The following is a 24,866-nucleotide window of genomic DNA, read 5'->3' as shown; positions in this document are numbered from 1 at the left end:
AGCATCGGCAAGTGAATGTCCCACGCAGTTCCCCGCATGGACGACACCCCAAATACGCGGATGACGCGCGTACAAAAACGGGCGGATAATGCGTGCACGCAAAGCCGGGAACCTGCCCAGGCCTGAAGCTTGCAGGCATGCCCGCATTGCTTACCAACCGAGAGTCCACCATGGTCGTCACGTTTCGCTCCAAGGCCGCAGGCGAAGTCATCATGCTTGGCGAACATGCCAAGCCTATTCTTGAAATCGCCGGCAAAGCGCTGGGCGACACCCTGCCTGAACGCGGGGTCTTCACGCCTGAACAACTGCCGGCCGCGATTGCCGGCATCGAGCGCGCACTGGCGGTCACCAAAGACCCGAAGTTCGATGAAGACGATCCCGAAGAGGCCGCCATGGCGCGCCAATATGTCGGGCTGGGCCAACGTGCCTTTCCGCTGCTGGACCTGCTGCGCCGCGCGAATGCGAAGGGCGTGAATGTCACTTGGGAATAAGTCGCCTGCACGGCGACTTCACTTTTTTCGATAGGAACACCATCTATGCGACGCGACGTGTCGATCAACTTCGGCCGGGGCCGGACTATTGAACTCCAGGTCCAGGTGGACCAAAGCCCGCAATCCGCTTCGCGTGCGCGCGAATGGCTGGACGCAACCTACGAGAAGATGGGTTGCGAACCGATCCGTCCCAGCGGCAAGGTTCTGCTGATCGACAAGATCCTCGCCATCGCCATCGCGGCGGGTTACGAGGGACTGAATTCCAATCGCAATCTGTTGGAATCGCTGGCGTCGCAGTCCGCTGCCGCCCTGGACCGCAGCCGCATTGCGATCGATACCGACTCGTTGACCGTGGGCTTTTGAACGGTGTCGGCGTCTGTGGCGCAGGACATCCGGCCCTGGCAGGCCGTTCTGGATTTCTGGTTTCTGCCGGCCGGTGATGCTGGCCACCTGGCCAGTCGGGAGGTGTGGTTTCGCAAAGACCCGGCGTTCGATGCCGAGATTCGCACGCGTTTCGAGCGGCTGATTCAGCAGGCGGTGGATGGTGGACTGCAAGACTGGGAAGCCGAGCCACGCGGCGCGCTGGCCCGCATCGTGTTGCTGGACCAGTTCACACGCAACATCTGGCGCGACACACCGCAGGCTTTCAGCGGCGACGCGGTGGCGTTGAAAGCGGCGCAGCAGGCGGTCGATGCCGGGCACGATCTGGCTGTTAGCCCGGTTGAACGTGCGTTCTTCTACCTGCCTTTCGAGCATGCGGAAGACCTGAATCTGCAGGATCGATCGGTTGCCTTGTTCACGGCCTTGACCAGCGCAGATCCGAACGCGGCCTTGCTGCTGGATTACGCGCACCGTCACCGCGACGTCATCAAGCAGTTTGACCGCTTTCCGCATCGCAACCGTATTCTTGGTCGTACCAATACGCCGGAAGAAGTGGTCTATCTGGCTCAGCCAGGCGCGGGGTTCTGAAGGCAGGTTCTAGAACCGGGGGACATGAGCCTTCCCGGTTTTGATTGGTCAACCCGGCCGACCGCCCTGCCCCATCTGTCAGGCGTCGCCCGCGGCCTGATCAAGCAGGGCCGTCGCCTGAATCACGAAATCCAGCAACGCCCTGGCCGCTGCCGACAAGGTGCCGTGGGCCGGGTACACCGCATAGAACCCGTCGGTCACCACGTGGTAATCGGGCAGCACCCGCACCAGGGCATGACGGCCGTGGCGCATGGCCTGGGTGCTGATCAGTGCAATACCGCGGCCGGCTTCCGCCGCGTGGATCATGCCCATGGTCGAATCCGACGCAAACTGGCCGTCCATGCGCAATGGGTGCTCGCCATCCGGCCCCTTGATCACCCAGTTTTCGTTGTGGCGCGGGTCCAGGTAGCGAATATGCCGATGCGCACGCAGGTCACTGATATGACACGGCTGGCCGTACGCCGCGATATAGGCCTCGCTTGCGTACAGCCCCAAGGTTACGCGGCCCAGCTTGCGGACCACCTTGCTGGGCTTGTCGATGGGCCCCAGGCGCAAGGCAAGGTCGATACCGTTGTCGACCAGGCGAGGTTCCTGGTCAATGATCATGAACTGCACCCGCACCTGCGGGTTGGTATCCAGAAAATCGTTGAAGAATCCCGGCCCCGCGAACTCCGAAAAACTCGATGACATCGCCACCCGGACTTCGCCCCGAATCTGGCAACCAGACGAGTGCAGGTCGCGCGAAGCCAGTTCGAGCACATCGACGCTGTCCTGGCAGCGCGAAAAAAAGACATCGCCTGCCGCCGTGCAATGCAGATAGCGCGACGAGCGCAGCAGCAAGGGCGTCCCCACCGCCGTTTCCAGTTCACGCAGACGGCGGCTGATGGTGTTGGCAGGCATGCCAAGGCGGCGTGCAGCAGCCGCGAGCCCGCCTGCGCGGACCACGTGGACAAAAATGGCAATGTCATCAAGCTTGATCATGGGCCGTTTTTTCTGCCGGGACGCCTTTGGACGGGCAGTTTACCGAGCCGGTTTCAGCTGCCAGACCCCAAACAGACGCGCAAAAGCATGGCTTTCCATGCCGCTGTCACACCATAAATGGAACGCAGCAAGCCAATAATTGCCATAAAAAAACGAAACGAAGAACCGTTACTGTAGGTAAGGCTGATATCGGCCACCTGTCGCGCGTTCAGGAATTGAAAGGATGAACACGAGCACCGAACCACGCGCCGACGCTGCCAGCGACATACTCGCGCAGACCTTGGAACAAGCGGCTGATGCCGTCGTCGTGATCGACGAGCACAACTGCGTCACCTTGTTCAATGCCGCAGCGGAAACGCTATGGGGCAGGCCCCGTGCCACCGTGCTGGGTCAGCATGTCAGCTTGCTGATCCCCCATATGCATCAATTCGGTCATGACGACCATATCGAGAACAACCGCAAGACCGGCATCAATCGCGCCATCGGTATCTCGCGCGATGTGTCGATCGAGCGTGCCAATGGCGAATGCCGCTGGGTCAGCGTGTCGCTTTCCCGCATCGACAGCGGCGGCCGCATCTTCTACACCGCATTCCTGAAAGACGTGACCCACCAGCGCGAGCAGGAAGTCCTGCTGCGCCAGGTGCTGGTTGCCGTCAACGAAAGCGACAGCGCAACCATCGTCACCGGCCCGGACACCCGGGTGCGCTACATCAACGCCGGGGTCACCCGTCTGCTGGGTTACACCCTGCCCGACCTGGAAGGCAAGATCGCGAGCCAGGTCATCACCGGCCCGAACACCGACCCGAAGGCGATCGCAAAAATCCGCGAGATGATCGCGCTCCCCCCCGCCGACGTCCGAAAACGACAGCAGATCGACGTACTGGTCTACAGCAAGGCCGGGAAACCTGTCTGGGTGTCCGTGCAGATCAGCCCGGTCTATGACGACGAAGGCCGCCTGATCAACTACCTGGGCACGCTGGTCGACATCACCCAGACCAAGATCTACGAACTGCTGCAGCACAAGGCGCTGACCGCCGTTGCGCATGAAATCCCGCTGATCGATGTCATGTCACTGATCTGTCGCGAGGTCGAGCGCCTGGCACCCGACGTGGTGGCGGCCATCTTCGCGGTGGACAGCATGAAGCGCATCCACCCGCTGGCGGCACCCAGCCTGCCCGCCGAAGCGGCGCACAAGATCGACGGCATGATGGTCGGCCCCGACGCCGGCAGCTTTGGCGCGGCCATGAATGAAGGCCATGCGGTCTGGATCGAGGACATGGCCACCGATCCCCGCTCGCGCCGCTGCGCCGAGATTTCCACGCCCCTGGGCCTGCTGTCGTCCTGGGCAGTGCCCCTGAAGAAAAGCGATGGCGATGTGGTCGGGGCCATTGTGTTCTATTACCGGACCAGGACTGCGCCCACGCCCTTCCACCAACGGCTGGTGGAGACCTGTGTGGACCTCTGCGGCATGCTGCTGGAACGTGAGGAAAGCCGGAATTTCATCCGCGATCTGGCATCACGCGACACCCTGACCGGCCTGGCCAACGGCACCGCACTGGCGTCGCTGTCGGCCAAGGCGCTGACTGAATCCCTGCGACGCGGCACCTCGCTTGCGATTCTGTTCATCAACGTCGATCGCTTCAAGCGCATCAACGATTTCCACGGCTATCCGACCGGCGACGCCTTGTTGCGCGCCTTGGCACGACGCCTGGCCCCCATGACCGGCCAAGGCGGCAGCCTGGTGCGGCTGACCGGGGCCGACTTTGTGATGCTGTTGCCCGTCGATGCAACCCAGGCAGCAGGCATGGCCGAACAGATACAGCAAGCCTGCCGCCGCCCCTTCGAGCTGGGCGCACTGGTGGCGACCATCGATGTGCGCATCGGCATCGCGATGTATCCCAACGACGGCATGTCGATCGGGGTATTGCTGCGCAACGCCGACATGGCCATGCGCCAGGTCGAACCCGATACCCGCAACGGCTTCTGCTTCTACAGTGCGGAACTGAACCGCCACGCGCACGAACGCCTGCTTTTGGAAGCGGGTCTGCGCGAGGTGTTGAAAACCGATGGGCTGGCGCTGCACTACCAACCGCAGATCGACGTCGCCACCCGCCGGGTCACCGGTGTGGAAGCACTGCTGCGCTGGTGGCACCCTGTGCTGGGCAATATTGCACCGCCACGTTTTGTGCTGCTGGCCGAACAATGCGGGCTGATCGATCAGTTGGGCGACTGGGTCTTGCAACACGCCTGCCGTCAGTTGGCCGACTGGCGTCAGCGCGGCATCGCCATACCCAAGATTGCCGTCAACGTGTCGCCGATCAGCTTCCGCAATCCCGAACTGCCGACCACCGTGGCTTCTCTGCTGACCACCCACGGACTGCAGCCCGACGAACTGGTGCTGGAGATGACCGAAGGCGTGATGCTGGACGCCGATGCGGCCACGCTTGCGTGCATCGACACCCTGCACAACCGAGGCATGCGCCTGTCGATCGATGACTTCGGCACGGGTTATTCCAGCCTGAGCTACCTGCATCGTCTGCCGATCTGCGAACTCAAGCTCGACAAGAGTTTTGTGCACGATCTGGAACACAGCGACGCGGCCCGCGCACTGACGACCTCAGTGCTGCGCATTGGCGAAAGCCTGGGCATGGACGTGGTGGCCGAGGGCGTGGAAACCGAAGCACAGTTCCGCTTCCTGGCCGAACACGGTTGCCAGATTGCCCAAGGCTATCTGTTTGCCAAGCCCATGCCAGCCGCCGACCTGGAACGCTGGCTGGCGAACCACGTGACGCAGTGTGCCGACACCACCGTCCCGGCATTGCCCGGCCCAGACGTGACAACGGCGGCCTGAGCCGCCGTCTTAGCATGAGCTTGGTCAGACACCTTGTTTACAAGGTGCCTGCTTGGTCGCTACCGATTCGCTAACAATCAAGCCTTCGCGAAGAAGGCCTGCACGAGCTTCACCCAATAGCTTCCGCCAATCGGCAGCAGCGCATCGTTGAAGTCGTAGTTGGGGTTGTGCAGCTCGCACGGACCCATGCCTTCGTAGGCTTCGTAGGCGCGATGCTCACCGCCGCCGTTACCCAGGAACAGGTACGAACCCGGCACCTTTTCCAGGAAGAACGAGAAGTCTTCCGAACCGGTGATGGGCTTCAACGAACGCGTGACCATGCCCGGGCCGACCATGGCTTCAGCCACATCGGCCGCGAACTTGGTCTGCTCCTCGTGGTTCACCAGGCACGGGTAGGCGCGGATGAAGTTCAGTTCACCGGTGGCACCATAAGCCTGCGGCAGCATCGTCACGATGCGGCGCATGTTTTCCTCGACCATGTCGAGGGTTTCCGTGTGGAAGGTACGCACCGTGCCACGGATGATGGCCTCGGCCGGGATCACGTTATAGGCGTCGCCTGCGTGAATCTGCGTGATCGACAACACGGCGGTCGAACCGGCCGGCTTGTTGCGGGTGATCAGCGATTGCAGCGAACCGACCATCTCGGCTGCGATGAAGACCGGGTCAACACCGTTTTCCGGGGTGGCAGCGTGCGCGCCGACGCCGTGCACCTTGATCTCGAAGCGGTTGCTGGACGCCATCGACGGGCCGACCAGGAAGCCGAAGTGACCGGTGGGCATGCCGGGCCAGTTGTGAATGCCATAGACCTCGTCGCACGGGAAACGCTCGAACAGGCCGTCTTGCATCATTGCGCGCGCGCCAGCGTTGCCGCCTTCTTCCGCGGGCTGGAAGATGAAGTTGACGATGCCGTCGAAGTCACGGTGTGCCGACAGGTACTGCGCGGCGGCCAGCAACATGGTGGTGTGGCCGTCATGGCCACAGCCGTGCATGCGGCCGGGGTTCTGCGAGGCGTGGTCGAAGCGGTTGTGCTCGGGCATGGGCAGTGCGTCCATGTCGGCGCGCAGGCCGATCGAACGGGTGCTCGTGCCACCGGTTCCGCGCAACACACCCACCAGGCCGGTCTTGCCCAGGCCACGGGTAACTTCAATGCCCCACTCGGTCAGCAGTTCTGCCACGCGGGCCGACGTGCGGACTTCTTCAAAGGCAATTTCCGGGTGCGCGTGGAAGTCACGTCGGATGGCGGTCAGCGCCGGATGGGCGCGTTCGATTTCGTCGATCGTCTTCATGCAATTTTCTCCTGGATATAGCTGGCGACCGTTTTCGTAACTTCAACCAGGTCGGCCTGAAGTTTGACGAAGTGGTCATTCCGCTCGAAATTCTTTTCACTCATGTACAGGTAGCGCTGTACTTCGATCTGCATGCTATGCCGATTTTCCAGCGGACGGCCAATGCGACCGATCAGCGCCACGCCCTTGAAGGGGTCGTTGATGGCAACGCTGTAGCCGCACTTGCGCAGTGCCGTGGCCACCACGTCGAGGAACTCCGGCGAGCAGGTCGTGCCGTCACGGTCACCCAGGACAAAGTCAGCCAAAGGCTTGTCCGACTTGATCTGCAGCGACTCGTAGGAGTTGCCCGGCATCGAATGCAGATTCAGATGCCAGACCGCACCGAACTTCTGATACGCCGCTTCGATCTGCGCATTCAGTGCCAGGTGATACGGCACATGGAAGCGCTCGATACGCGACTGCACTTCGGCAGGCGTGAGCTTGCGGTCGTAGATGGCTTTCTTGTTCGAATCGCGCCAGATCAGGCCGATGCCCAGACGGGTTTTCTCGCCTGCGTTGACCGGACCCGGCCACGGCGCGTCGAGCATCGATTGGTCGATGTCATCGATTTCACGATTCGGGTCGATGTAGCTGCGCGGGAATTCCGCTGCCAGCAGCGTGCCGCCATGTGCCGGCAGCTGCGACCACAACTCGTGCACGTAGGTGTCCTCACCCGAGCGCACGTCCATGAAATCGGCGGCAAAACGGAAGTCGCTCGGGTAGGTGGTGCCACTGTGCGGCGAGTCGCCGATCAGCGGAAGCGCTTCACCTTGCGGCAGGGTCAGGGTGTAGGGCGCAAAGGCCCCAGGGACAGAGGCGGAGACAGCGGCGGTTACCGCAGTAGACGGGCTGGACATCGAAAATCCTGTGTTCGGGAGACAGCTGGGTACTACGTTTGTCGTGCAGATCAGAACAAAGGCCAGCGCAGGGTTGCCGCGCTGGCCTTCAAAGCATGCAATCAGTGTGCGTTCAGCGGTGCCGGGCGCTGTTCGGGCGGCAGGTCATTCAAGTGGCAAGCACTCAGGTGACGGATGCCGATGCCCTTCAAGCTCGGGGCTTCCGTCTTGCACTTGGGCATCACGTGCGGGCAGCGCGGATGGAAAGTGCAACCCGGCGGCGGAGCCAGCGGCGAGGGCAATTCGCCCTTGATCGGCTGGTACTCACGACGGGTGGCATCCAGCGACGGCAGCTCGCCCAGCAAAGCCTGCGTATACGGATGGTTCGGGCGGTTGAACACCGTGTCGGTGTTTGCCACTTCGACCACGCGGCCCAGGTACATGATCACCACACGATCGGAGATGTGGCCAACCACCCCCAGGTTGTGGCTGATGAACACATACGTCAGGTCGTAGGTCTTGCGCAGTTCCGTGAACAGGTTCAGCACCTGTGCCTGAATCGACACGTCGAGTGCGGCAACCGCCTCGTCGCAGACGATGACCTTGGGCTTGAGCGCAAGCGCGCGCGCAATGCCGATACGCTGGCGCTGGCCGCCCGAGAACTGGTGCGGATAACGCTGGGCGTAGGCCGGGTCCAGGCCCACCTGGCGCAGCAGACCAGCCACGTATTCCTTTTGCTCGCCGCGCTTGATCAGGCCATGCACCACCGGTGCCTCGCCGATGATGTCTTCCACCCGCATGCGCGGATTCAAGGACGCCATCGGGTTCTGGAAGATCATCTGCACGTCGAGTTCGAAAGATCGACGGGTCTTGTTGTCCATCGCGGCGACCGACTTGCCGCGATAGTGGATGTCACCGGCCGACGGCGGGTTGATGCCCGCAATCATGCGGCCCAGCGTGGACTTGCCGCAGCCGGATTCGCCCACGACGCCAACCACTTCACCGGGAAGGATGTCGAGATCGACACCGTCGACCGCTTTCACTACCGACGGCGGTGTAGCCGCGCCCAGCATGCCGGCGATGCGTGCCGCCAGGTCGGGCGATTGCGCGAACTGCTTGCGGATGCCGCGCAACGACAGAATGGGGGTAGCGGTGGGTGCCGAGGCATCGGCAGCGTTGATGGCAGAGGTATTCACAGCGGATGTATTCACAGCGCGGGCTCCGCAACAGTGGCGTGCCAGCAGCGCGAGAACTGACCGGGGCTCACCTCGACCACAGGTGGCACTTCCAGACAGGCATCCGTTGCGCGCGGGCAGCGGGGCCGGAACGAGCAGCCTTTCGGCAGATTGAGCAGGGACGGTGTCATGCCGGGAATCTGCGCCAGCAGACTGCCATGCGTCTCACGCGTCGGAATCGAATGGATCAGGCCTTCGGTGTACGGATGACCGGGGCGCTGGATGACGTTGGCGGTCGACCCGCTTTCCACCACGCGTCCGGCATACATCACCGAAATGCGATCGGCCAGACCCGACACCACGGCCAGATCGTGGGTGATCCAGATCAGGGCGGTACCGGTTTCGCGGCACAGCTTCTGCACTTCGTACAGGATCTGCGCCTGGATGGTCACATCCAGCGCGGTGGTCGGCTCGTCGGCAATGATCAACTTCGGGCGATTGAGCAGCGCAATGGCAATCGCCACACGCTGACGCATGCCGCCCGACAATTGGTGCGGGTAGGTCGTCAGGCGTTCATCGGGAGCCGGGATGCCTACGGTCGCCAGCGCATCGCGGGCTCGCGCACGGGCGGCCTGGGTGCTGACCTTCTCGTGGGCCTGGATGGCCTCGATCATCTGCGTGTCGACGCGCAACACCGGGTTGAGCGTCATCATCGGGTCCTGGAAGATCATCGCGATGTCTTTGCCGCGAAGCTGCTGCAAGCGTTTCTCGCTTGCACCGACCAGGTTCTCGCCCATGAAGTTGATCTTGCCGCCGACGATGCGGCCCGGTTCGTCGATCAAGCCGATGATCGAGAAACCGGTAATGCTCTTGCCCGAGCCTGATTCACCGACCAGGCCCAGGATTTCGCCTGCGCCGACCTTCAGGTCCAGCCCGTCGACGGCCTTGACGACACCGCCACGGGTAAAGAAGTGGGTCTGGAGGCCTTCGACGTCCAGTACCGGCGCACCAGCGGCGGCGCGTGTGTTTTCTGTTGCCATCACATGCCTCCTTAGTGAGCGTTGTAGGGGTTGAGGATGTCGCGCAAGTGGTCGCCCACCAGGTTGATCGCGATGATCGCCAGGGCCAGCGCAATACCGGGGAAGAACGAGATCCAGTAGCTGCCGCCCATCAGGAATTCAAAGCCGTTCGAGATCAGCATGCCCAGCGACGGTTCGGTCACCGGGACACCAACGCCCAGGAACGACAGCGTGGCTTCCAACGCGATGGCGTGTGCCAGGTCGATGGTGGCGATCACGATCAGCGGCGGCAGACAGTTCGGCAGCATGTGACGCAGCAGCACGCGAGCCGAACCCAGCGACATGCAGCGCGCGGCTTCCACGTATTCCTTGGTGCGTTCGACCAGCGCCGCGCTTCGTGCGGCACGGGCAAAGTACGCCCACTGCACGATGATCAGCGCGATGATCACTTTGTCCACGCCCTTGCCCAGCACGGCCAGCAGCACCAGGGCCACCAGGATCGAGGGGAAGGACAGCTGGATGTCGGCAATGCGCATCAGCAGGGCATCGACCCAGCCGCCGAAGTAGGCGGCAACCAAGCCAACCAGAGTGCCGAGGACCAATGCAGCGGCCACCGACACGATGCTGACCATCATGCTGGTACGCATGCCATACAGGATGGCGCTGAGCAGGTCACGCGCCTGGCCGTCGGTACCCAGCCAGTAGGTCATGCTGCCGTCGGCGCTCTTGCTGAGCGGGGGCAGCTTGGAATCGAAGATGTCCAGGTTGCCGATGTCGTACGGATTCTGCGGGGCGATCCAGGGTGCCAGGATGGCGGCCCCCAGCACCAGGATCATCAGGATCAGACCGAAGATGGCAATCTTGCTGGCCAGGAAATCGCTTTTGAAACGTTGCCACGGGGTTTCGACGCCAGCGACCTTTGCCACATCAGGCGTAGCAGTAACAGTGGCTTGGCTCATGAGCGGCCCCCTTGAAGACGTACACGCGGGTCGAGCACCGAATACAGAATGTCGACAACAAGATTGAGCATGACCAGGAAGAACACCACCAGCAGCAGGTAGGCCACAACCACCGGACGATCAAGCGTGATGATCGAATCCAGCAGCAGCTTGCCCATGCCGGGCCAGGCGAACACGGTTTCAGTGACCACGGCAAACGCCACGACCTGACCGAATTCCAGACCGCTGATCGTGACGATCGGGATCAGGATGTTCTTCAGCAGGTGGACCCGCAGGATGCGGCCCCAGGACAGACCTTTGGCGCGCGCGAATTTGATGTAGTCCATCGGCAGCGATTCGCGGGTAGCGGCACGCGTCACGCGGATGATCAGTGCACCCTTGGCCAACGCGATGGTCAGGGCGGGCAGCAGCAGATGCTTCCAGCCATCGAGCGTGAACAGGCTGAGCTGAACCGGGCCGACGGCAACGGTGTCACCACGGCCGCCCGACGGGAACCAGCCAAGGAACACGGCGAAGACCATGATGAGCATCAGGCCGACCCAGAAGTTGGGCAGCGAGAAACCCAGGATCGAACCGGTCATGATGCCGCGCGATGCGACAGCCTTGGGGCGCAGGCCGGCGATGATGCCCAGCGGCACACCGACCAGGACGGCGATCGACATGGACACAAACGCCAGTTCCAGCGTGGCGGGCATGCGTTCCAGGATCAGCTGCATGGCAGGCTGATTGGCCAGGAAACTTTTGCCGAAGTCCAGTTGGACGGCCTGGCTGACGAACACCATATATTGCTGCCACAGGGGCAGATCAAGTCCCAGCGACTGGCGGATCGCGGCGCGATCGAGCTCAGTGGCATCGGGACTCGCGAGCATGGAAATCGGGTCGCCCACCAGGTAGATCCCGATGAACACCAGCGCCGACATCACGACCATCACCAGGATGGCCTGAAGCAGGCGGCGAATAATGAAAGCAAGCATGTTGTGGAAGGCCGGTAGATGAAATAACGGACGTGCCGGCCCGTGCCGCCCGGCGAACCGGGCGGCAACTGGCACATAACGAACGGCAAGGACTTACTTGCGGGGTATTACTTGGCGGTGACGTCCTGGACCAGGGTCATCTGGTCCGCACGACCCTTGTAGGTCAGGTCTTTCTTCATTGCCCAGACGGACATTTCGAAGTGGATCGGCAGCATGGCGTAGTCAGCCATGGCGATCTCGCTGGCTTCTGCCAGCTTTGCACCGCGAGCCTTGTCATCCATGATGGTGGCCGAATCGGCAACCAGCTTGTCCATGGCAGGATTGGAGTAACGGCTGCGGTTGGTCGTTCCGATGCCCAGGGCCGGGTTCGGCGTGACCAGCAAGGAGTTCAGCGTGTTCGACATTTCGCCGGTTGCGGTGCCCCAGCCTGCCAGATAGGCGCTGTATGCATACGAATCGCGGTTCTTGAAGAACACCGGCGGTGCAGCAGCTTCGACGCTGGTCTTCACGCCAATGCGGCTCCACATCGACGCAATGGTTTGCGCCACGCGGCTGTCGTTGATGTAGCGACCGTTCGGTGCACCCAGCTGAATGGCGAAGCCGCTGCCGTAGCCAGCTTCCTTCAACAAGGCCTTGGCCTTTTCGATGTCAGCCTTCGGCGCTTCCTGCAGCTTGGGGCTTGCACCCAGCATCGGATACGGCAGCAACTGAGCAGCCGGCTTGGCCACGCCACCCATGATGCGTTCGACCAGGGCCGGACGGTCGATGGCCAGCGACAGCGCTTCACGCACACGCTTGTCCAGCAGCGGGTTCTTGGCAGTGCCGATCACGCCCGGCGTTTTTTCGCCGTGCTGGTCCAGCGCCACGTAGATCACGCGAGCCGAGGCCTTTTCGATGACGTTCAGCGCATCGTTCTTCTTCAGGTTGGCCAGGTCATCGGTCGGGGGATCTTCGATCAGATCGACACCACCGGACAACAGGGCGGCCACGCGGGCGGCGGCGCTGCTGAGCGGACGGTAGGTGACCTTGTCCCAGGCCGGCTTGGTGCCCCAGTAGTGCGGGTTGCGCTCGAACACCAGTTCGGCACCACGTTGCCACGACACGAACTTGTACGGGCCGGTACCGACCAGACCATTGCCGGAATTCAGTTCGGCGGTGGTCTTTCCTTCAGCGGCCGGGCCAGCTGCGGCTTTGGACGACAGGATCGGCACGTTGCCGAGGTTGGTAACCAGCAGCGGGTTCGGGCCCTTGGTGGTGATCTTGACGGTGAGCGGATCGACTGCCTCGACCTTCTCGATACCGTTCAGGTAGATCGTGAAGGGCGACGGGCTGTTCGGCACTTTGGCAGCGCGTGCGTAGGTAAAGACCACGTCATCGGCGGTGAACGGCGAGCCGTCCGAGAACTTCACGCCTTTGCGCAGCTTGAAGGTCCAGGTGCTGCCTTCGTTGGTCCAGGATTCGGCCAGTGCCGGTTCCGGGACGATGTCCGGACTGCTCTTGACCAGACCTTCGAACAGGGTCTGCGCGATCTGGTTGTTCGGCGTCAACGCGTGGTACTGCGGATCGAGCGAACTGGGCTCGGTTTTCAGCGCGACAACGAGGTCACGCGCCACAGCCGTACCGGCCGTCAGACCAGAAAATGCAGCGACGATCAGGCCATAAGACCAAATACGCACCAACTTGGTTTGCATACCGCTCCCTTTAAGTGCCAAACTTCTTAATTACTATTAATACAAACCCCAAACTGGTGCATTACTGCATCCGGATTGAATTTGCTGTCTTTGTGTCTCAAAAAGCAGTGTATTAGCGGTAACGGAAATAATTCAACCAAGTTTTTTTATCCTTTGATTAACCATTTGATTAATCAAAGGACAGAAAATGGGAATGAATCTTATTTACTCTGCAGTCACGATATTCTGCAGAATGTGATCTCTATATAAGGCGACCGAGGGCGGTAATACCTGATCGGCCCGCCAGACCATGCCGATAGGACCGGCTACGCGCGGTACATCAACGTTTACGACACGCACCAAAGACGTATCCATCCAGCTTTTGGCAATACCACGCGGAGCCAGCGCTAGGTATTTACCCGCACGCAGCAAAGACACCATCGATAAAGCGTCATCAGTTTCTATTCGATTCGCAGGCGGTGCCAATCCGCGTCCAGCCAGAAAGCGATAGAAATAATCGCGCATCGGTGTGCCGGCCTGCGGCACGATCCACGCATGTCGGACCAATTCCGTCCAATCCGGGCGGTCGACTTTCAATAATTCGTGCCCGACCGATGCAACCAGCATGGTCGGCTCGAACAAAATGGGGGCATTGGCAAATATCGGGTCGAGCGCATCGCCGGTCAATCGACCAAATAACAGATCGATGCGGTTTTGCCGAAGATCGTCGAACAAGCCTTCGAGTACGTTGCGCCCGAAACGCAGCGTCAGATGCGGGTACATGGCCTTGAACGAGGTATTCACCTCGGCGATGAAGGCCTGCGCGGAGATCGTCTGCATGCCAATGCGCACGGTGCCGACTGCGCCTTGACTGAGCAGCACCAGTTCTTCACCCAGCGCGCCCACGTCAGACAGAATGCGCCGCGCACCCGCGATCATGCGCACACCGATCGGCGTGGGCCGCAGCTGATTGCGCTGGCGCTCGAACAAGGTCTGCCCGAGCATGTGTTCCAGCTCGGTACAGGCCTTCGAGACGGCAGCCTGCGTCACGTTCAGGCGTTCGGCCGCTGCCTTGATGCTTTCGCAATCGTCGAGGGTCAGCAGCAGGCGAAGGTGTCGCATCTTGATGAGCTGCTGAAACCGCTGTGCGTCGATCTGCAATCCGTTCTCCATCCTGTAAGTGGGTCGATTCTTTCACAGGGGCGACATCGCGCAAAACGGCCGGATTGGCGCAGATGGTGGAACAGGTGGGTCAGCGGGTGTTCGAAACAGAGTAGCGGTGACGCATGCGGCAGCGGGCAAGCGTATGACGAGCGGCATCGCCAGCACATAGAATGCGTCTTATTCCTATTTATTGCGCCCTATTTCCGCCGTCATTGCGCCGGCGGCGGCCACGACTCATTCAGGAACCCGCAACACCCCATGCCATCGACGCTTCTGCTCCGTGTTTCGCTCGCCACCGCACTGACCGCCATCAGCGTTGCCGCCAGCGCACAATCCCAGCCCGCAGCCAATCCCGCACGGCCAGGCATGCAAGCGGTGGGCGACACCGTGGCCGATCGACCTTCTACGGTCTACCGCTTCGAGACGCATAAGCTTGATTCGGTGGATGGCAAGCGCCACTACCGCATCCAGATCGCCGTGCCCCAGACACCGGCACCCGCAGGCGGCAACCCGGTGCTGTACATGCTCGATGGCAATGCCGCGCTGGAAGCACTGACCGACGCCGACCTGCAGGCCTTGGGCAAAGCGGCGGTAACGCCGGTACTGGTGGCAGTGGGCTACGACGTGGCTACTCGCGTAAATGTGACTTCACGCGCGTATGACTACACCCCGCCGAGCAGCGGAAACGGAGCCTCGGCACCCAACCCGGTCGTGCGAGGCCGTGAGGGCGGCGGTGCCGACATCTTCCTGGACTTCATCCGCACGCAGGTGAAACCGCTGGTGCGCAGGCAGGCCGCCATCGACCCGGCGCGTGAGTATCTGTGGGGCCATTCTTATGGTGGCCTGTTCACGCTGCATGTGTTGTTCACTCAGCCGGATGCGTTCGCCCGCTATATCGTGGGCGATCCGTCGGCATGGTGGAACGATGGGGTGCTGGTAGACGAGTGGAAGCGCTTCGATGCCACGCGGGCGGCCGGCAAACGGGTGGCGGTGCTGGTAGGCACCAAGCCGCGCGATCCGGCACGGCCCATGCCGGCGACACTTGCGAGCAACACGCAGGCAGTTCCGCGCAGTGCCGCCGGCGACATGGCCGAGGGGCTGCGCGCGGGCGGTGCGCATGCAAGCTATGAAGTGTTCCCCCAGTTCGGCCACGGCGAGATGCTACGGGCCTCGCTTGAACGCGCGCTGGAAATCGCGGCCAAGCCTTGAGGGGAAAACGGCAAGTCCCGGCCAGGCTGGCTGGCGGGACGAACCGCTAACAGATCAGACAACCCCTGCCATCGAGCTTGATGGCAGGGCAACACGACACGCGGATCAGGCGGCGCGCTTTTCCTGCGACTGGGCGCTCGGTGCCAGGCGGTTGTAGGCGCTGAGCACCGCCTTGAACGAGGCGGTCACGATGTCACGGTCCACGCCTACACCGAAGCCTACCGGCGAGCCACCGACACGCAGTTCCACATAGCAGGCGGCAGCCGCATCGGCACCCTTGCCAATGGCGTGCTCGTGATAGTCGATGAGTTCGATGTCAGCGTTCAAGGCATGCACGAAGGCATCGATCGGGCCGTTGCCGCTGGCATGAACCGTCTTGACCTGACCTTCCGTCCTCAGGTCGACTTCCACCTTCACCTCGCCTTCTTCGCCGGCGATGCGGTGACGCACGAAGTGGAAGGGCGTGTCGCGTTCCAGGTATTCCTGGCGGAAGATCGTGTAGACGTCGGCAGCAGTCACTTCGCGGCCTTCTTCGTCCGTCACACGCTGGATCGCGCGGCTGAATTCGATCTGCAGGCGGCGCGGCAAAACCAGGCCGTGTTCCTGTTCGAGCAGGTACGACACGCCACCCTTGCCCGACTGGCTGTTCACGCGAATGACCGCATCGTAGCTGCGGCCGAGGTCGGCCGGGTCGATGGGCATGTAAGGCACTTCCCACAAGGCATCCGGCTTTTGCTGGGCGAAGCCCTTCTTGATGGCGTCCTGGTGCGAACCGGAGAACGCGGTGAAGACCAGGTCGCCCACATAAGGGTGACGCGGGTGCACCGGCAACTGGTTGCAGTATTCCGCCGTGCGACGCACTTCGTCGATGTCGGAGAAGTCCAGGCCCGGGTGCACGCCCTGGGTGTAAAGGTTCAAGGCAAGCGTGACCAGGTCGACGTTGCCGGTACGCTCACCGCTGCCGAACAAGCAGCCTTCGACGCGATCTGCGCCCGCCATCACAGCGAGTTCCGCAGCGGCCACGGCCGTGCCACGGTCATTGTGCGGGTGCACGCTGAGGATGATCGAGTCGCGGCGCGCCAGGTTGCGGTGCATCCATTCGATCTGGTCGGCGTAGACGTTCGGCGTCGAGCCTTCGACGGTCGCGGGCAAGTTGAAGATGATCTTGCGGGTAGGCGTGGCACCCCACACTTCAGACACCGCGTCGCACACTTCCTTGGCAAACTCGACCTCGGCCGAGCTGAACACTTCCGGCGAGTACTGATAGATCCACTCGGTTTCCGGGTGCTGGTCGGTCAGCTTCTTGATGAGTGTCGTGCCATCGATGGCGATCTGTTTGATCTGCTCTTTCGACATGTTGAACACGATCTTGCGGAAGGCCGGGGCGATCGCGTTGTACAGGTGGACGATGGCGCGGGGCGAACCGGCGAGCGATTCGATGGTGCGCTGGATCAGGTCTTCACGCGATTGCGTGAGCACTTCGATGGTGACGTCTGCGGGAATGCGCTTTTCTTCGATCAGTGCACGGACGAAATCGAAGTCGGTCTGCGACGCTGAGGGGAAACCGACTTCGATTTCCTTGAAGCCGATTTTCACCAGCTGTTCGAAGAAACGCATTTTGCGTTCGTGGTTCATCGGTTCGATGAGCGACTGGTTGCCGTCGCGCAAGTCGGTGCTCATCCAGATCGGCGGATGGGTGATCGTCTTGTTCGGCCACGTGCGATCGGGGATGTCGATCTGAACGCTGGGGAGATATTTGGTATTGGGGTTTTGCAACATCATGACTGCACCTTTTGCCTGGAATGGCGACACACGAATGGAAAAGACGGGTGTGGCGACAGGCTGCCGAACTACCACGAGCCCTAGGCTCGGCAGCCGATCACTAGGTGTAGCAGTGCGATGTGTAGTGCGGCCGAGGAGGCGGCAGTCGTCGAGCGGGCACCCATCAACGCGCGCGCACCGGCCCGCTGCGTGGTCGCAGTGGTGGTGGGGGTGAGGGATGCTTGGGTTTTCATGGTGGGTAAGTCTGGCACAGGTTTATGACGCAGGCAAGTCGGGGGTTTGGTCGCCGGGGGCGGGATTTCCCTTGATGTTGCTTGTGATGTTCATGATCTGGTGCTTTGGTTAGTCACTTCTTTCCTGCGGGCGTTTGGGTTTTGTAGCCAGTCGCGGGTGGTGGGGCCGCGTCGTCTGCCCCGCCGGCCTGCGGCGTCGGGTCTCCCGCCCTCCACCTTGCCCAGAAGGGCAGCCGCCACGGCCCCACCACCCACGCCTTCAACGACGTTTGGTTAAAAGCGCATGCCGCCTTTGGGCGCGTGCTGTTCTTCTCACTGCTTGGTGCTGGTCGCGGTTCTCGGCGTGCGGTGGCCGCCATCCTTGAACGCTATGCGGCTCGCCTTGGGGAATTGGCTGGCTAGGTCGCCACGAAGCGGCTTAACGGCTCACGACTCTGCCCGTTTTTCAGAGGCCTTTCGCAGCAGCGCCACTCAACGTGTCTGCGCTCCTGCTTGGTGGTGGGGTGACTTGGAAGCGGGTGGCCGCGCACCAGGTAATACGACGAAAAGGCGGGGCGTCGACGATCTTTGTTTTTTGGATTTGCAGTAATCGGGCGGGCGCCGCATAAACACGTTCTTGGCAGCTGCTGGCAGAACGTCATAGCAGACCTAGCCAGACCAAGCGCGTTCGTCAGCGTTACGTTCGCATCGACTTCCACACTCAGCTTTTCAAGCTTCACACTCAGCCGCCAGCGCGGCGATTGCCGCTGCCCTTCTCCGCGAGCCATAACCGTGCGGCCACCCGCTTCGGTGTCACCCCACCATCGAGCAGACGCACAATTTTCGTTGAGTGGAATATCCGTAAAAGGCCACTGATATACGGTGCGAATCGTGAGCCGCTGACTCGCTTCGTGGCGACCTGGTCAGCCAACTCTCCGAGGCCAGCCGCACGGCGTTCAAGAATGGCGGCCACCGCATGCCGAGAACCGCTCGCAGCACCAGGCAGCCAGAAAAACGAATGCCGCCCAAAGGCGGCATGTGCTGTTAACCAAGAAAGCTTGAAGGCGTGGGTGGTGGGGCCGGGTTGGCTGCCCTTCTGGACGACGTGGAGGGCGGGAGTCCCGACGCGAAAGTCCAGCGGGGCAGACGAGCCGGCCCCACCACCTGCGACTGGCAAAAGAACACCAAGCAGTGTCCAGAAGCCATCAACCAATCACTTCCAAGCAGCGCAACGCGACTCTGCCTTCGTCATGTACGCCTCTTCGCCCGGGATCTTCTGGATCAGCTTGTAGTAGTCCCAGGGTGCCTTCGATTCAGACGGCTTCTTCACTTCCATCAGATACATCTCATGCACCATACGGCCGTCCGGGCGAATCACCCCATGTGGCGTGAAGAAATCCTTGATCGGCGTGGCCCGTAAGTGCGCCATGATCTTGTCCGCATCCGTGCCGCCAGTCGCCTTCACCGCATTCAGATATTGCGTCACCGCAGACGCATCGCCCGCCTGGAACATGGTCGGCATCTTCTTCATTTTCTCGTAGTAACGCTTGCCCCAGGCGCGGGACTCATCATTCAAATCCCAGTACCAACCATCGGTCAGATACATGCCCTGGGTCAGGTCCAGACCCAGCGAATGAATGTCCGTGATGAAGATCAGCAAGCCGGCCATGCGCATGGTTTTCGTCACGCCGAATTCGTTGGCGGATTTGATCGCGTTGATCAGGTCACCACCTGCATTGGCCAGGCCCAGAATCTGCGCTTTCGAGGCCTGCGCTTGCAGCAGGAAGGCTGAGAAGTCTGACGTGGATAAGGGATGCTTGGTGCGGCCAACCACGGTGCCGCCGTTGGACTTCACCACTGCTTCGGTGTCTTGTTCCAGCGAGGTGCCGAAGGCGTAGTCGGCGGTCAGGAAGTACCAGCTTTTGCCGTTGGGTTGTTTGGCGATTGCGCTGCCTGTGCCGCGTGCCAATGCGGCCGTGTCGTAGGCGTATTGGATGGTGTACGGGTTGCATTCTTCGTTGGTCTGGCGCGTGGTGCCGGCACCGACCGAGATGAAGACGCGCTTCTTTTCTGCGGCCACGTTGCCCAGCGCCAGACTGGCGGCGGAGTTCACGCCACCTACCAGCATGTCGACGCCGCCTTGGTCGAACCATTCGCGCGCACGGGCGGCGGCGATGTCGGCACGGTTCTGGTGGTCGGCCACGACGAGTTCGATTTTCTTGCCGTTGACGGTGCCGCCGAAGTCGGCGATTGCCATGCGGATGGCTTCGGCACCGCCTGCGCCGTCCATGTCGGCGTACAGGCCGGACATGTCGGTGATGAAGCCGATGCGGACCACGTCGCCCGCAGCGGTGGCAGAGGCAAAGGGTGCGAACCACGCGGCCGCACCGAGGATGGCGGCGACAAGGGGTTTTTTCAACATGATGATCTCGCTGGGTGATGCGCCGGATACGTTGTCCGGCGACTGGTTTGCTCGTGGGGCACGGACTGCTTCTGGAGCAATCCGCTTGTCGTCTTGTGGGGGTCTTGAAGCGTTGATCGGGCCGTGGTGATCTTGGTGTTCGGCGAGTGACCTGGGCTAGTAGTACGGGTTATCTCCAACCGCTCATCACCACCGCCGGTCAACCCTTACATCGAACGATCCAGCAGCCGCGCGTAGTCGTCTGCCGATGCTTCACGCGGGTTGGTCTTGTGGCTGTGGTCGAGCAGTGCGCCTTCGACGATCTTGGGGAACAGGTCGCGCGTGACGCCCATTTGCGTCAGCGTGGCGGGCAGGCCAAGGCGTTCGTTCAGTGCCTTGATGGCTGGGCCGATTGCGTCGCCATCGGGCAAGCCCATGGCATGCGCCAGGCGGTCGAATTTGTGGTCTTTTTCGACCGTGGCGGCTTCACGATTGAAGTCCAGCACGGCCGGCAGCAGCACGGCGTTCAGCGTGCCGTGGTGCAGGCGCGGATTGACGCCGCCCAGTGAGTGGCTAAGGCTGTGTACGCATCCCAGGCCTTTCTGGAACGCCATCGCGCCTTGCATGGATGCGCTCATCATGTTCCAGCGTGCATCGCGGTCCCCACCCGTCTTGGTGGCCCGTTCGATGTGTGCCCAACCGCGCCACAGGCCGTCCAGCGCAATGCCTTCGGCGGGCGGGTTGAACAGCGGCGACAGGAAGGTCTCGATGCAGTGGGTGATGGCATCCATGCCGGTGGCGGCCGTCAACATGGGCGGCAGGCCAAGCGTCAGTTCGGGGTCGCAGATGGCAGACTTCGGCACCACGTGCGGCGACAGGATGCCGACCTTGCGGCCATCGTCCAGAATCAGGATGGCGGCACGGCCGACTTCGCTGCCGGTGCCTGCCGTGGTGGGAATGGCGATGACCGGTGCAGTGGCTGCCGTGATGCGTGCCAGGCCACCTTCGATCAACGCAAATTGCTTCAGCGGGCCGTCGTGGGTGCCACATACCGCCACGCCCTTCGCCAAGTCGATGGCCGAGCCGCCGCCAACGGCGATGATGCCGTCGAAGCCACCGTCGCGGTACACCTGGGATGCAGCGCGCACGGCGGCTTCGTTCGGGTTCGGCGGCGTCTGGTCGAATACACCAACGGCTGCCGGTTCGGTCAGCTGGGCCAGCACGCGGTCGACGATGCCGGCGGCTTTCACGCCTGCGTCGGTGACGATCATCGGGTGCTTGATGCCGAGGCGATCGCACTCTTGCTGCAAGAGCGCAAGCGCGCCGAAATCGAACTGGACTTGCGTGACGTAGTTGATCAAAGCCATGAGGGTGCCTGCTTTATAGTTTTGGTCGGACAGGCTGGTCATGCTATTGATTGCGGGCACCCCTGCCCATTGAGAGCTACCTATAGAGGCATAACGCGTGCTCATGTCCGGGATACCCCCTGCCCCTGCCCTGCCCTCGCTGGACGCGATGATTTCGCGGCTGCGCCTGAAGCAGTTGCGGCTGTTGAGCGTACTGGCCGATCACGGTTCGCTGATCAAGGCGTCCGAGCAGTTGTCGATCACCCAACCCGGTGCCAGCAAGGCCTTGGCCGAGGTCGAAACCGCGCTGGGTGCGACGCTTTTTGTGCGCACCAACAAGGGCCTGGTGCCGACCGATATCGGCCATTTGGTGATCCGCTACGCACGGCTGATCCAGACTGATATCGGCCACCTGCGTGAAGAGATGCAAGGCATGCTGGAAGGCAGCGGCGGACGGCTGGCGCTGGGCGTCATCATGGGGGCGGTGCCCTTGCTGTCGGACGCGCTGACACGCTTGCTGGAATTGCGTCCGGGCCTGTCGGTCGAGATCGTCGAAGACACCAGCGCGCGCCTGTTGCGATTGCTTGAGCAAGGCCGGCTGGATGTGGCCATTTGCCGCACCAGCATCAGCCAGCAACCGCAGCTGTATGACAGCATCGACATTCATGATGAAACGCTGGCGGTGATTGCCAACGTGGCGCATCCCCTGGCGGATCGGGACAGCTTGGAACTGGAAGATCTGGCGGCATCGCGCTGGGTGGTGTATTCGGCCAACATGCCGATGCGCCTGTCGCTGGAGCGCGAATTCCATCAGGCCGGGTTGCGCTTTCCCTTGCAGTTGCTGGAAACGACATCCGCTTTCACGACGCTGTCCTTGTTGCAGAAAAACCCGCGCATCGTTGCCTTGGTGTCGACCGAAGTAGCGGCGTTTTGCACCCGCTTTGGCATGACGCGGATACTGCCGCTGCGGCTGCGATCACGCAGTGAACCCTATCAACTGGTGACCCGGCATGGCGGCAGTCTGTCGCCAGCGGCGATGTTGTTCATGCGGGAATTTCCGGCGTATCAGGCGGGCATCCAGTCCGATACAGACCAGATGCAGGGATCAAACGCAGGGCGCTGACTAAGCACGCGGGCCGGGCAAGGCCAAGGACACACGTATGGCTCGCAAGCTCAAGCCTGAAAGATCAGGCCGATGCGGCAGGCGGCTTGGCCGAGCCAGTGGACGGGTAAGCGCACCCCAGCACCGCCACGCCCAACACCCCACCTGCCGTCCACAGCGGCGCATCGAAGCCGCCGAATCGGGCGTGAAGCAGGTCTGACACCAGCGGCCCCAGGATCTGTCCGGTACCGTAGCCGATCACCAGCGCCGCCATGATGTTGAAGCGCACCTGCTGCGCCGCCAGCCGCGCAGCGGGCATGGCGATGGTGATCGTGCCCATGAACGTGCCGCCCACCAGGATGGCGCTGGCAAGAAAGGCGGCCGGAGTGTGGCTGAGTACAGGCAGAAGCACCCCCAGCAATTGCAGGCCAAGATTTGCGCCCAAGGCCATGCGCGTGCCCACGCGCTGGTGAATGGCATGCCACAGCAGGCACGATGGTGCGGCACCCAGGCCAAAGACCGCCCAGACGTGAATCGGGTCGATGTTGCCCAGCGCCTGCCGGGTAAACAGCGGCAGATAGGTGGCGGTGACGATGTAGCCGAAGCCTGCCAGCGTGTAGACGATGAGCAAGGGCCAGGCGTCGATCGATGGTGATCGCGCAACCGTAGCGGCGCTTGCCGCTTTCGTTGTCTCCGACGCCACAGGCGTGTTCCGTCCCACCCATCGCCAGGCCACTGCGGCCAGCACACAGGCTGCCATGCCAAGTACCAGCCACATGCGTTGGCTATGCCAGCCCGCCAGGTTGCCCACCGCAATGAGTTCGGCCGACACGACGATGCCCACGCCTACGCCAGCAAACATGTAGGGCGCACCTGCCATGTAGTCGAGCACCTGGAACAGCCAGGTGGACACACCGACCAGCGCAATCGCACTGACTGCCCCCGCCAGAAACCGCACACCGATGAGCACGCTGGGACTCGCCGACAAGGCCATCGCCAGCAAGCCCAACACGGTGCCGGCCAATGCCAGCCGGCACATGGCGGTGGCCTGCGCCGGGCCGGCGCGCGCCACGAGAATCGCACCCAGCAGGTAACCCGCGTAGTTGGCGGACGCTGCCCACGAACCCGTCGTCAAGGTGAAGATGCCGTCGCGCACCATCAAGGGATACACGCCGGTGTAGGCAAAACGCCCGAAACCCATGCCCACCGCCAACACGATGGCTGCCGCCACCAGTTCACGTGCAGCCAGCGGCACACGAGCTGTCGCTGGGATGGACCGTGCGGCATGCACAGGGCGGGCAGACGGGACGGACCGCGGAGCCATCACACCCTCTCGGTGGCCGGATCAGCAGGCGTTGCGAATGGGGACGGTGCAGATGGGGACGGTGCAGATGGGGACGGTGCAGATGGGGACGGTGCAAGCCCTTGCGCGTCAAGCAAGGCTGCCAGGAACGCATCGAAGGCCGCCGAGCGAAAACCGGCACGGCGCACCAACCAGGTGTCGATGCGGGTCAGCCGATGCGTGCGCATCGGCAGCGGGTCGCGCGCCAGTTCCAGCACCGAACGCGGCAGCACGGCCCCGCAGTTGCCTGCGGCCACGCAGGCCAGCATCGCGTGATAGGAATCCACGTCGAACACGGCGACGCGCTGCCCGTGCTCGTCCCGCCCGCCCTCCAGCCATTGCAGGGCAACATCCCGATACGTGCAACCGCGCGCAAATACTGCCAGGCTGGGTACGCGGATGTCCTGCGGCCCGGTGACAGGGGGATGGCTGGCTGGCAGCACCAGCATCAGGTCTTCTGTGAACACCGGCTGGTGCGCCAGACCAGCTAGCGCGTCGGCCTGCCAATGTCCGTCGGTCAGCAAGCCGGGGGCAGCGATCAGCGCGCAATCCAGGGTCTGCGCCAACACCGCGTCAATCAGCGGCTGGCTGGCACCGGTCGTCAGCGCCAAGGACACCTCGGGCCACTGCGCGTGGTATTGGGCCAGCGGTCGCGGCAGGCGGCTGGCGGCAGTGCTTTCCATGCTGCCGATGCGCAGGCGACCGCTGGGCACACCTGGACGCAAGGACTGGCGCGCCTCTTCTTCCAGCGCCAGCAGCTTCTCGGCATAGACCAGGAACTGCCGGCCGGCGTCGGTGAGTGTCATGCGTTTGGCGTCGCGCAGAAACAGCGGCACGCCAAGCGATTCTTCCAGTTGCCGCACGCGCGTGGTCACGTTGGACTGCACGCGCCCCAGTTGCTGGGCTGCGCGCGTGATGCTCTGTTCCTGCGCCACTGCACGGAAGATGGCCACCTCGGCCAGATCGAGTGGCGCGTGCGACGCGGCGGGCGAGCGGGCTGGGGATGTGGAATCAGCAGACATGGGAACGATAGAAAGCGGAAACGTCGGCAAGAAAAC

Annotated in this window: 20 protein-coding genes; 6 read left to right on the top strand and 14 right to left on the bottom strand. The window is 62.3% G+C overall.

Annotation, left to right across the window (positions count from 1 at the left end; translation table 11 throughout):
* The first annotated feature begins 170 nt into the window (after positions 1-170).
* From FXN63_RS01100 to FXN63_RS01090, 3 genes are read left to right on the top strand one after another with little or no spacing between them, the layout of a single operon-like run.
* Complete coding sequence (locus FXN63_RS01100) at positions 171-491, top strand: DUF1840 domain-containing protein (RefSeq protein ID WP_148818802.1); 321 nt, start codon at positions 171-173, stop codon at positions 489-491.
* Between the two features lie 45 nt (positions 492-536).
* Positions 537-854, top strand: a complete 318-nt coding sequence (locus FXN63_RS01095; RefSeq protein ID WP_148812025.1) for a hypothetical protein — start codon at positions 537-539, stop codon at positions 852-854.
* 3 nt (positions 855-857) lie between these two features.
* A complete protein-coding gene (locus FXN63_RS01090) occupies positions 858-1,460 on the top strand; it encodes a DUF924 family protein (RefSeq protein WP_148812024.1) in 603 nt (200 codons plus the stop codon).
* 78 nt (positions 1,461-1,538) lie between these two features.
* Here the strand turns inward: FXN63_RS01090 and FXN63_RS01085 are convergent, their stop codons facing one another.
* Positions 1,539-2,441 carry a LysR family transcriptional regulator gene (locus FXN63_RS01085; RefSeq protein WP_148812022.1) on the bottom strand — a complete coding sequence of 301 codons (903 nt, stop codon included), beginning with the start codon at positions 2,439-2,441 and terminating at the stop codon, positions 1,539-1,541.
* A gap of 223 nt (positions 2,442-2,664) precedes the next feature.
* Between FXN63_RS01085 and FXN63_RS01080 the strand changes: the two genes are divergently transcribed.
* Positions 2,665-5,292, top strand: a complete 2,628-nt coding sequence (locus FXN63_RS01080; RefSeq protein WP_148812020.1) for an EAL domain-containing protein — start codon at positions 2,665-2,667, stop codon at positions 5,290-5,292.
* A gap of 77 nt (positions 5,293-5,369) precedes the next feature.
* On the opposite strand, the gene FXN63_RS01075 is transcribed toward FXN63_RS01080, so the two are convergent.
* The 8 genes from FXN63_RS01075 to FXN63_RS01040 all read right to left on the bottom strand — a co-directional run bounded on the left by FXN63_RS01075 (position 5,370) and on the right by FXN63_RS01040 (position 14,372).
* The gene (locus FXN63_RS01075) at positions 5,370-6,578 is read right to left on the bottom strand and encodes a M20 aminoacylase family protein (RefSeq protein ID WP_148812018.1); all 1,209 of its coding nucleotides are present in this window, start codon (positions 6,576-6,578) and stop codon (positions 5,370-5,372) included.
* On the bottom strand, positions 6,575-7,474 hold the full coding sequence (locus FXN63_RS01070; protein ID WP_148812017.1) for an N-formylglutamate amidohydrolase: 900 nt from the start codon (positions 7,472-7,474) through the stop codon (positions 6,575-6,577). The genes FXN63_RS01075 and FXN63_RS01070 overlap by 4 nt, the downstream gene beginning before the upstream one ends.
* 101 nt (positions 7,475-7,575) lie before the next feature.
* A complete protein-coding gene (locus FXN63_RS01065; RefSeq protein WP_425468640.1) occupies positions 7,576-8,664 on the bottom strand; it encodes an ABC transporter ATP-binding protein in 1,089 nt (362 codons plus the stop codon).
* Positions 8,661-9,668, bottom strand: a complete 1,008-nt coding sequence (locus tag FXN63_RS01060; RefSeq protein ID WP_148812014.1) for an ABC transporter ATP-binding protein — start codon at positions 9,666-9,668, stop codon at positions 8,661-8,663. Before FXN63_RS01060 ends, FXN63_RS01065 begins: the two co-directional genes overlap by 4 nt.
* Positions 9,669-9,679: 11 nt before the next feature.
* Entirely contained in the window at positions 9,680-10,606 is a 927-nt protein-coding gene (locus FXN63_RS01055) for an ABC transporter permease (RefSeq protein WP_148812012.1), read from the bottom strand.
* Positions 10,603-11,580 (bottom strand): ABC transporter permease, encoded by a 978-nt coding sequence (locus tag FXN63_RS01050; protein ID WP_148812010.1) that lies wholly within the window; start codon positions 11,578-11,580, stop codon positions 10,603-10,605. The genes FXN63_RS01055 and FXN63_RS01050 overlap by 4 nt, the downstream gene beginning before the upstream one ends.
* A 107-nt stretch (positions 11,581-11,687) precedes the next feature.
* Positions 11,688-13,271, bottom strand: coding sequence for an ABC transporter substrate-binding protein (locus FXN63_RS01045; RefSeq protein ID WP_148812008.1), 1,584 nt, complete (start codon positions 13,269-13,271; stop codon positions 11,688-11,690).
* Positions 13,272-13,475: 204 nt separating this feature from the next.
* Positions 13,476-14,372 (bottom strand): LysR family transcriptional regulator, encoded by an 897-nt coding sequence (locus FXN63_RS01040; RefSeq protein WP_187395054.1) that lies wholly within the window; start codon positions 14,370-14,372, stop codon positions 13,476-13,478.
* Between the two features lie 300 nt (positions 14,373-14,672).
* On the opposite strand from FXN63_RS01040, the gene FXN63_RS01035 reads away from it, so the two are divergent.
* The gene (locus tag FXN63_RS01035; RefSeq protein ID WP_148812004.1) at positions 14,673-15,623 is read left to right on the top strand and encodes an alpha/beta hydrolase; all 951 of its coding nucleotides are present in this window, start codon (positions 14,673-14,675) and stop codon (positions 15,621-15,623) included.
* Positions 15,624-15,728: 105 nt separating this feature from the next.
* Here the strand turns inward: FXN63_RS01035 and leuA are convergent, their stop codons facing one another.
* From leuA to FXN63_RS01020, 3 genes are all read right to left on the bottom strand, one after another.
* Positions 15,729-17,405: a 2-isopropylmalate synthase gene (gene leuA, locus FXN63_RS01030; RefSeq protein ID WP_148812002.1), complete on the bottom strand. Its 1,677-nt coding sequence runs from the start codon at positions 17,403-17,405 to the stop codon at positions 15,729-15,731.
* 1,425 nt (positions 17,406-18,830) lie between these two features.
* On the bottom strand, positions 18,831-20,039 hold the full coding sequence (locus FXN63_RS01025; RefSeq protein WP_148812001.1) for an ABC transporter substrate-binding protein: 1,209 nt from the start codon (positions 20,037-20,039) through the stop codon (positions 18,831-18,833).
* A 206-nt stretch (positions 20,040-20,245) separates the two neighbouring features.
* Complete coding sequence (locus FXN63_RS01020; protein ID WP_148811999.1) at positions 20,246-21,385, bottom strand: iron-containing alcohol dehydrogenase; 1,140 nt, start codon at positions 21,383-21,385, stop codon at positions 20,246-20,248.
* 103 nt (positions 21,386-21,488) lie between these two features.
* Between FXN63_RS01020 and FXN63_RS01015 the strand changes: the two genes are divergently transcribed.
* The gene (locus FXN63_RS01015; RefSeq protein WP_148811997.1) at positions 21,489-22,487 is read left to right on the top strand and encodes a LysR family transcriptional regulator; all 999 of its coding nucleotides are present in this window, start codon (positions 21,489-21,491) and stop codon (positions 22,485-22,487) included.
* A 64-nt stretch (positions 22,488-22,551) separates the two neighbouring features.
* On the opposite strand, the gene FXN63_RS01010 is transcribed toward FXN63_RS01015, so the two are convergent.
* The gene (locus tag FXN63_RS01010; RefSeq protein WP_148811995.1) at positions 22,552-23,790 is read right to left on the bottom strand and encodes a YbfB/YjiJ family MFS transporter; all 1,239 of its coding nucleotides are present in this window, start codon (positions 23,788-23,790) and stop codon (positions 22,552-22,554) included.
* Positions 23,790-24,830 (bottom strand): LysR family transcriptional regulator, encoded by a 1,041-nt coding sequence (locus FXN63_RS01005; RefSeq protein WP_148811993.1) that lies wholly within the window; start codon positions 24,828-24,830, stop codon positions 23,790-23,792. The genes FXN63_RS01010 and FXN63_RS01005 overlap by 1 nt, the downstream gene beginning before the upstream one ends.
* Between the last annotated feature and the right edge of the window lie 36 nt (positions 24,831-24,866).

The sequence above is a fragment of the Pigmentiphaga aceris genome, assembly GCF_008119665.1.
GTDB lineage: Bacteria > Pseudomonadota > Gammaproteobacteria > Burkholderiales > Burkholderiaceae_B > Pigmentiphaga > Pigmentiphaga aceris.
Note: the sequence above shows the minus strand (reverse complement) of the source record. Positions and strands in the feature narration are given on the sequence as shown.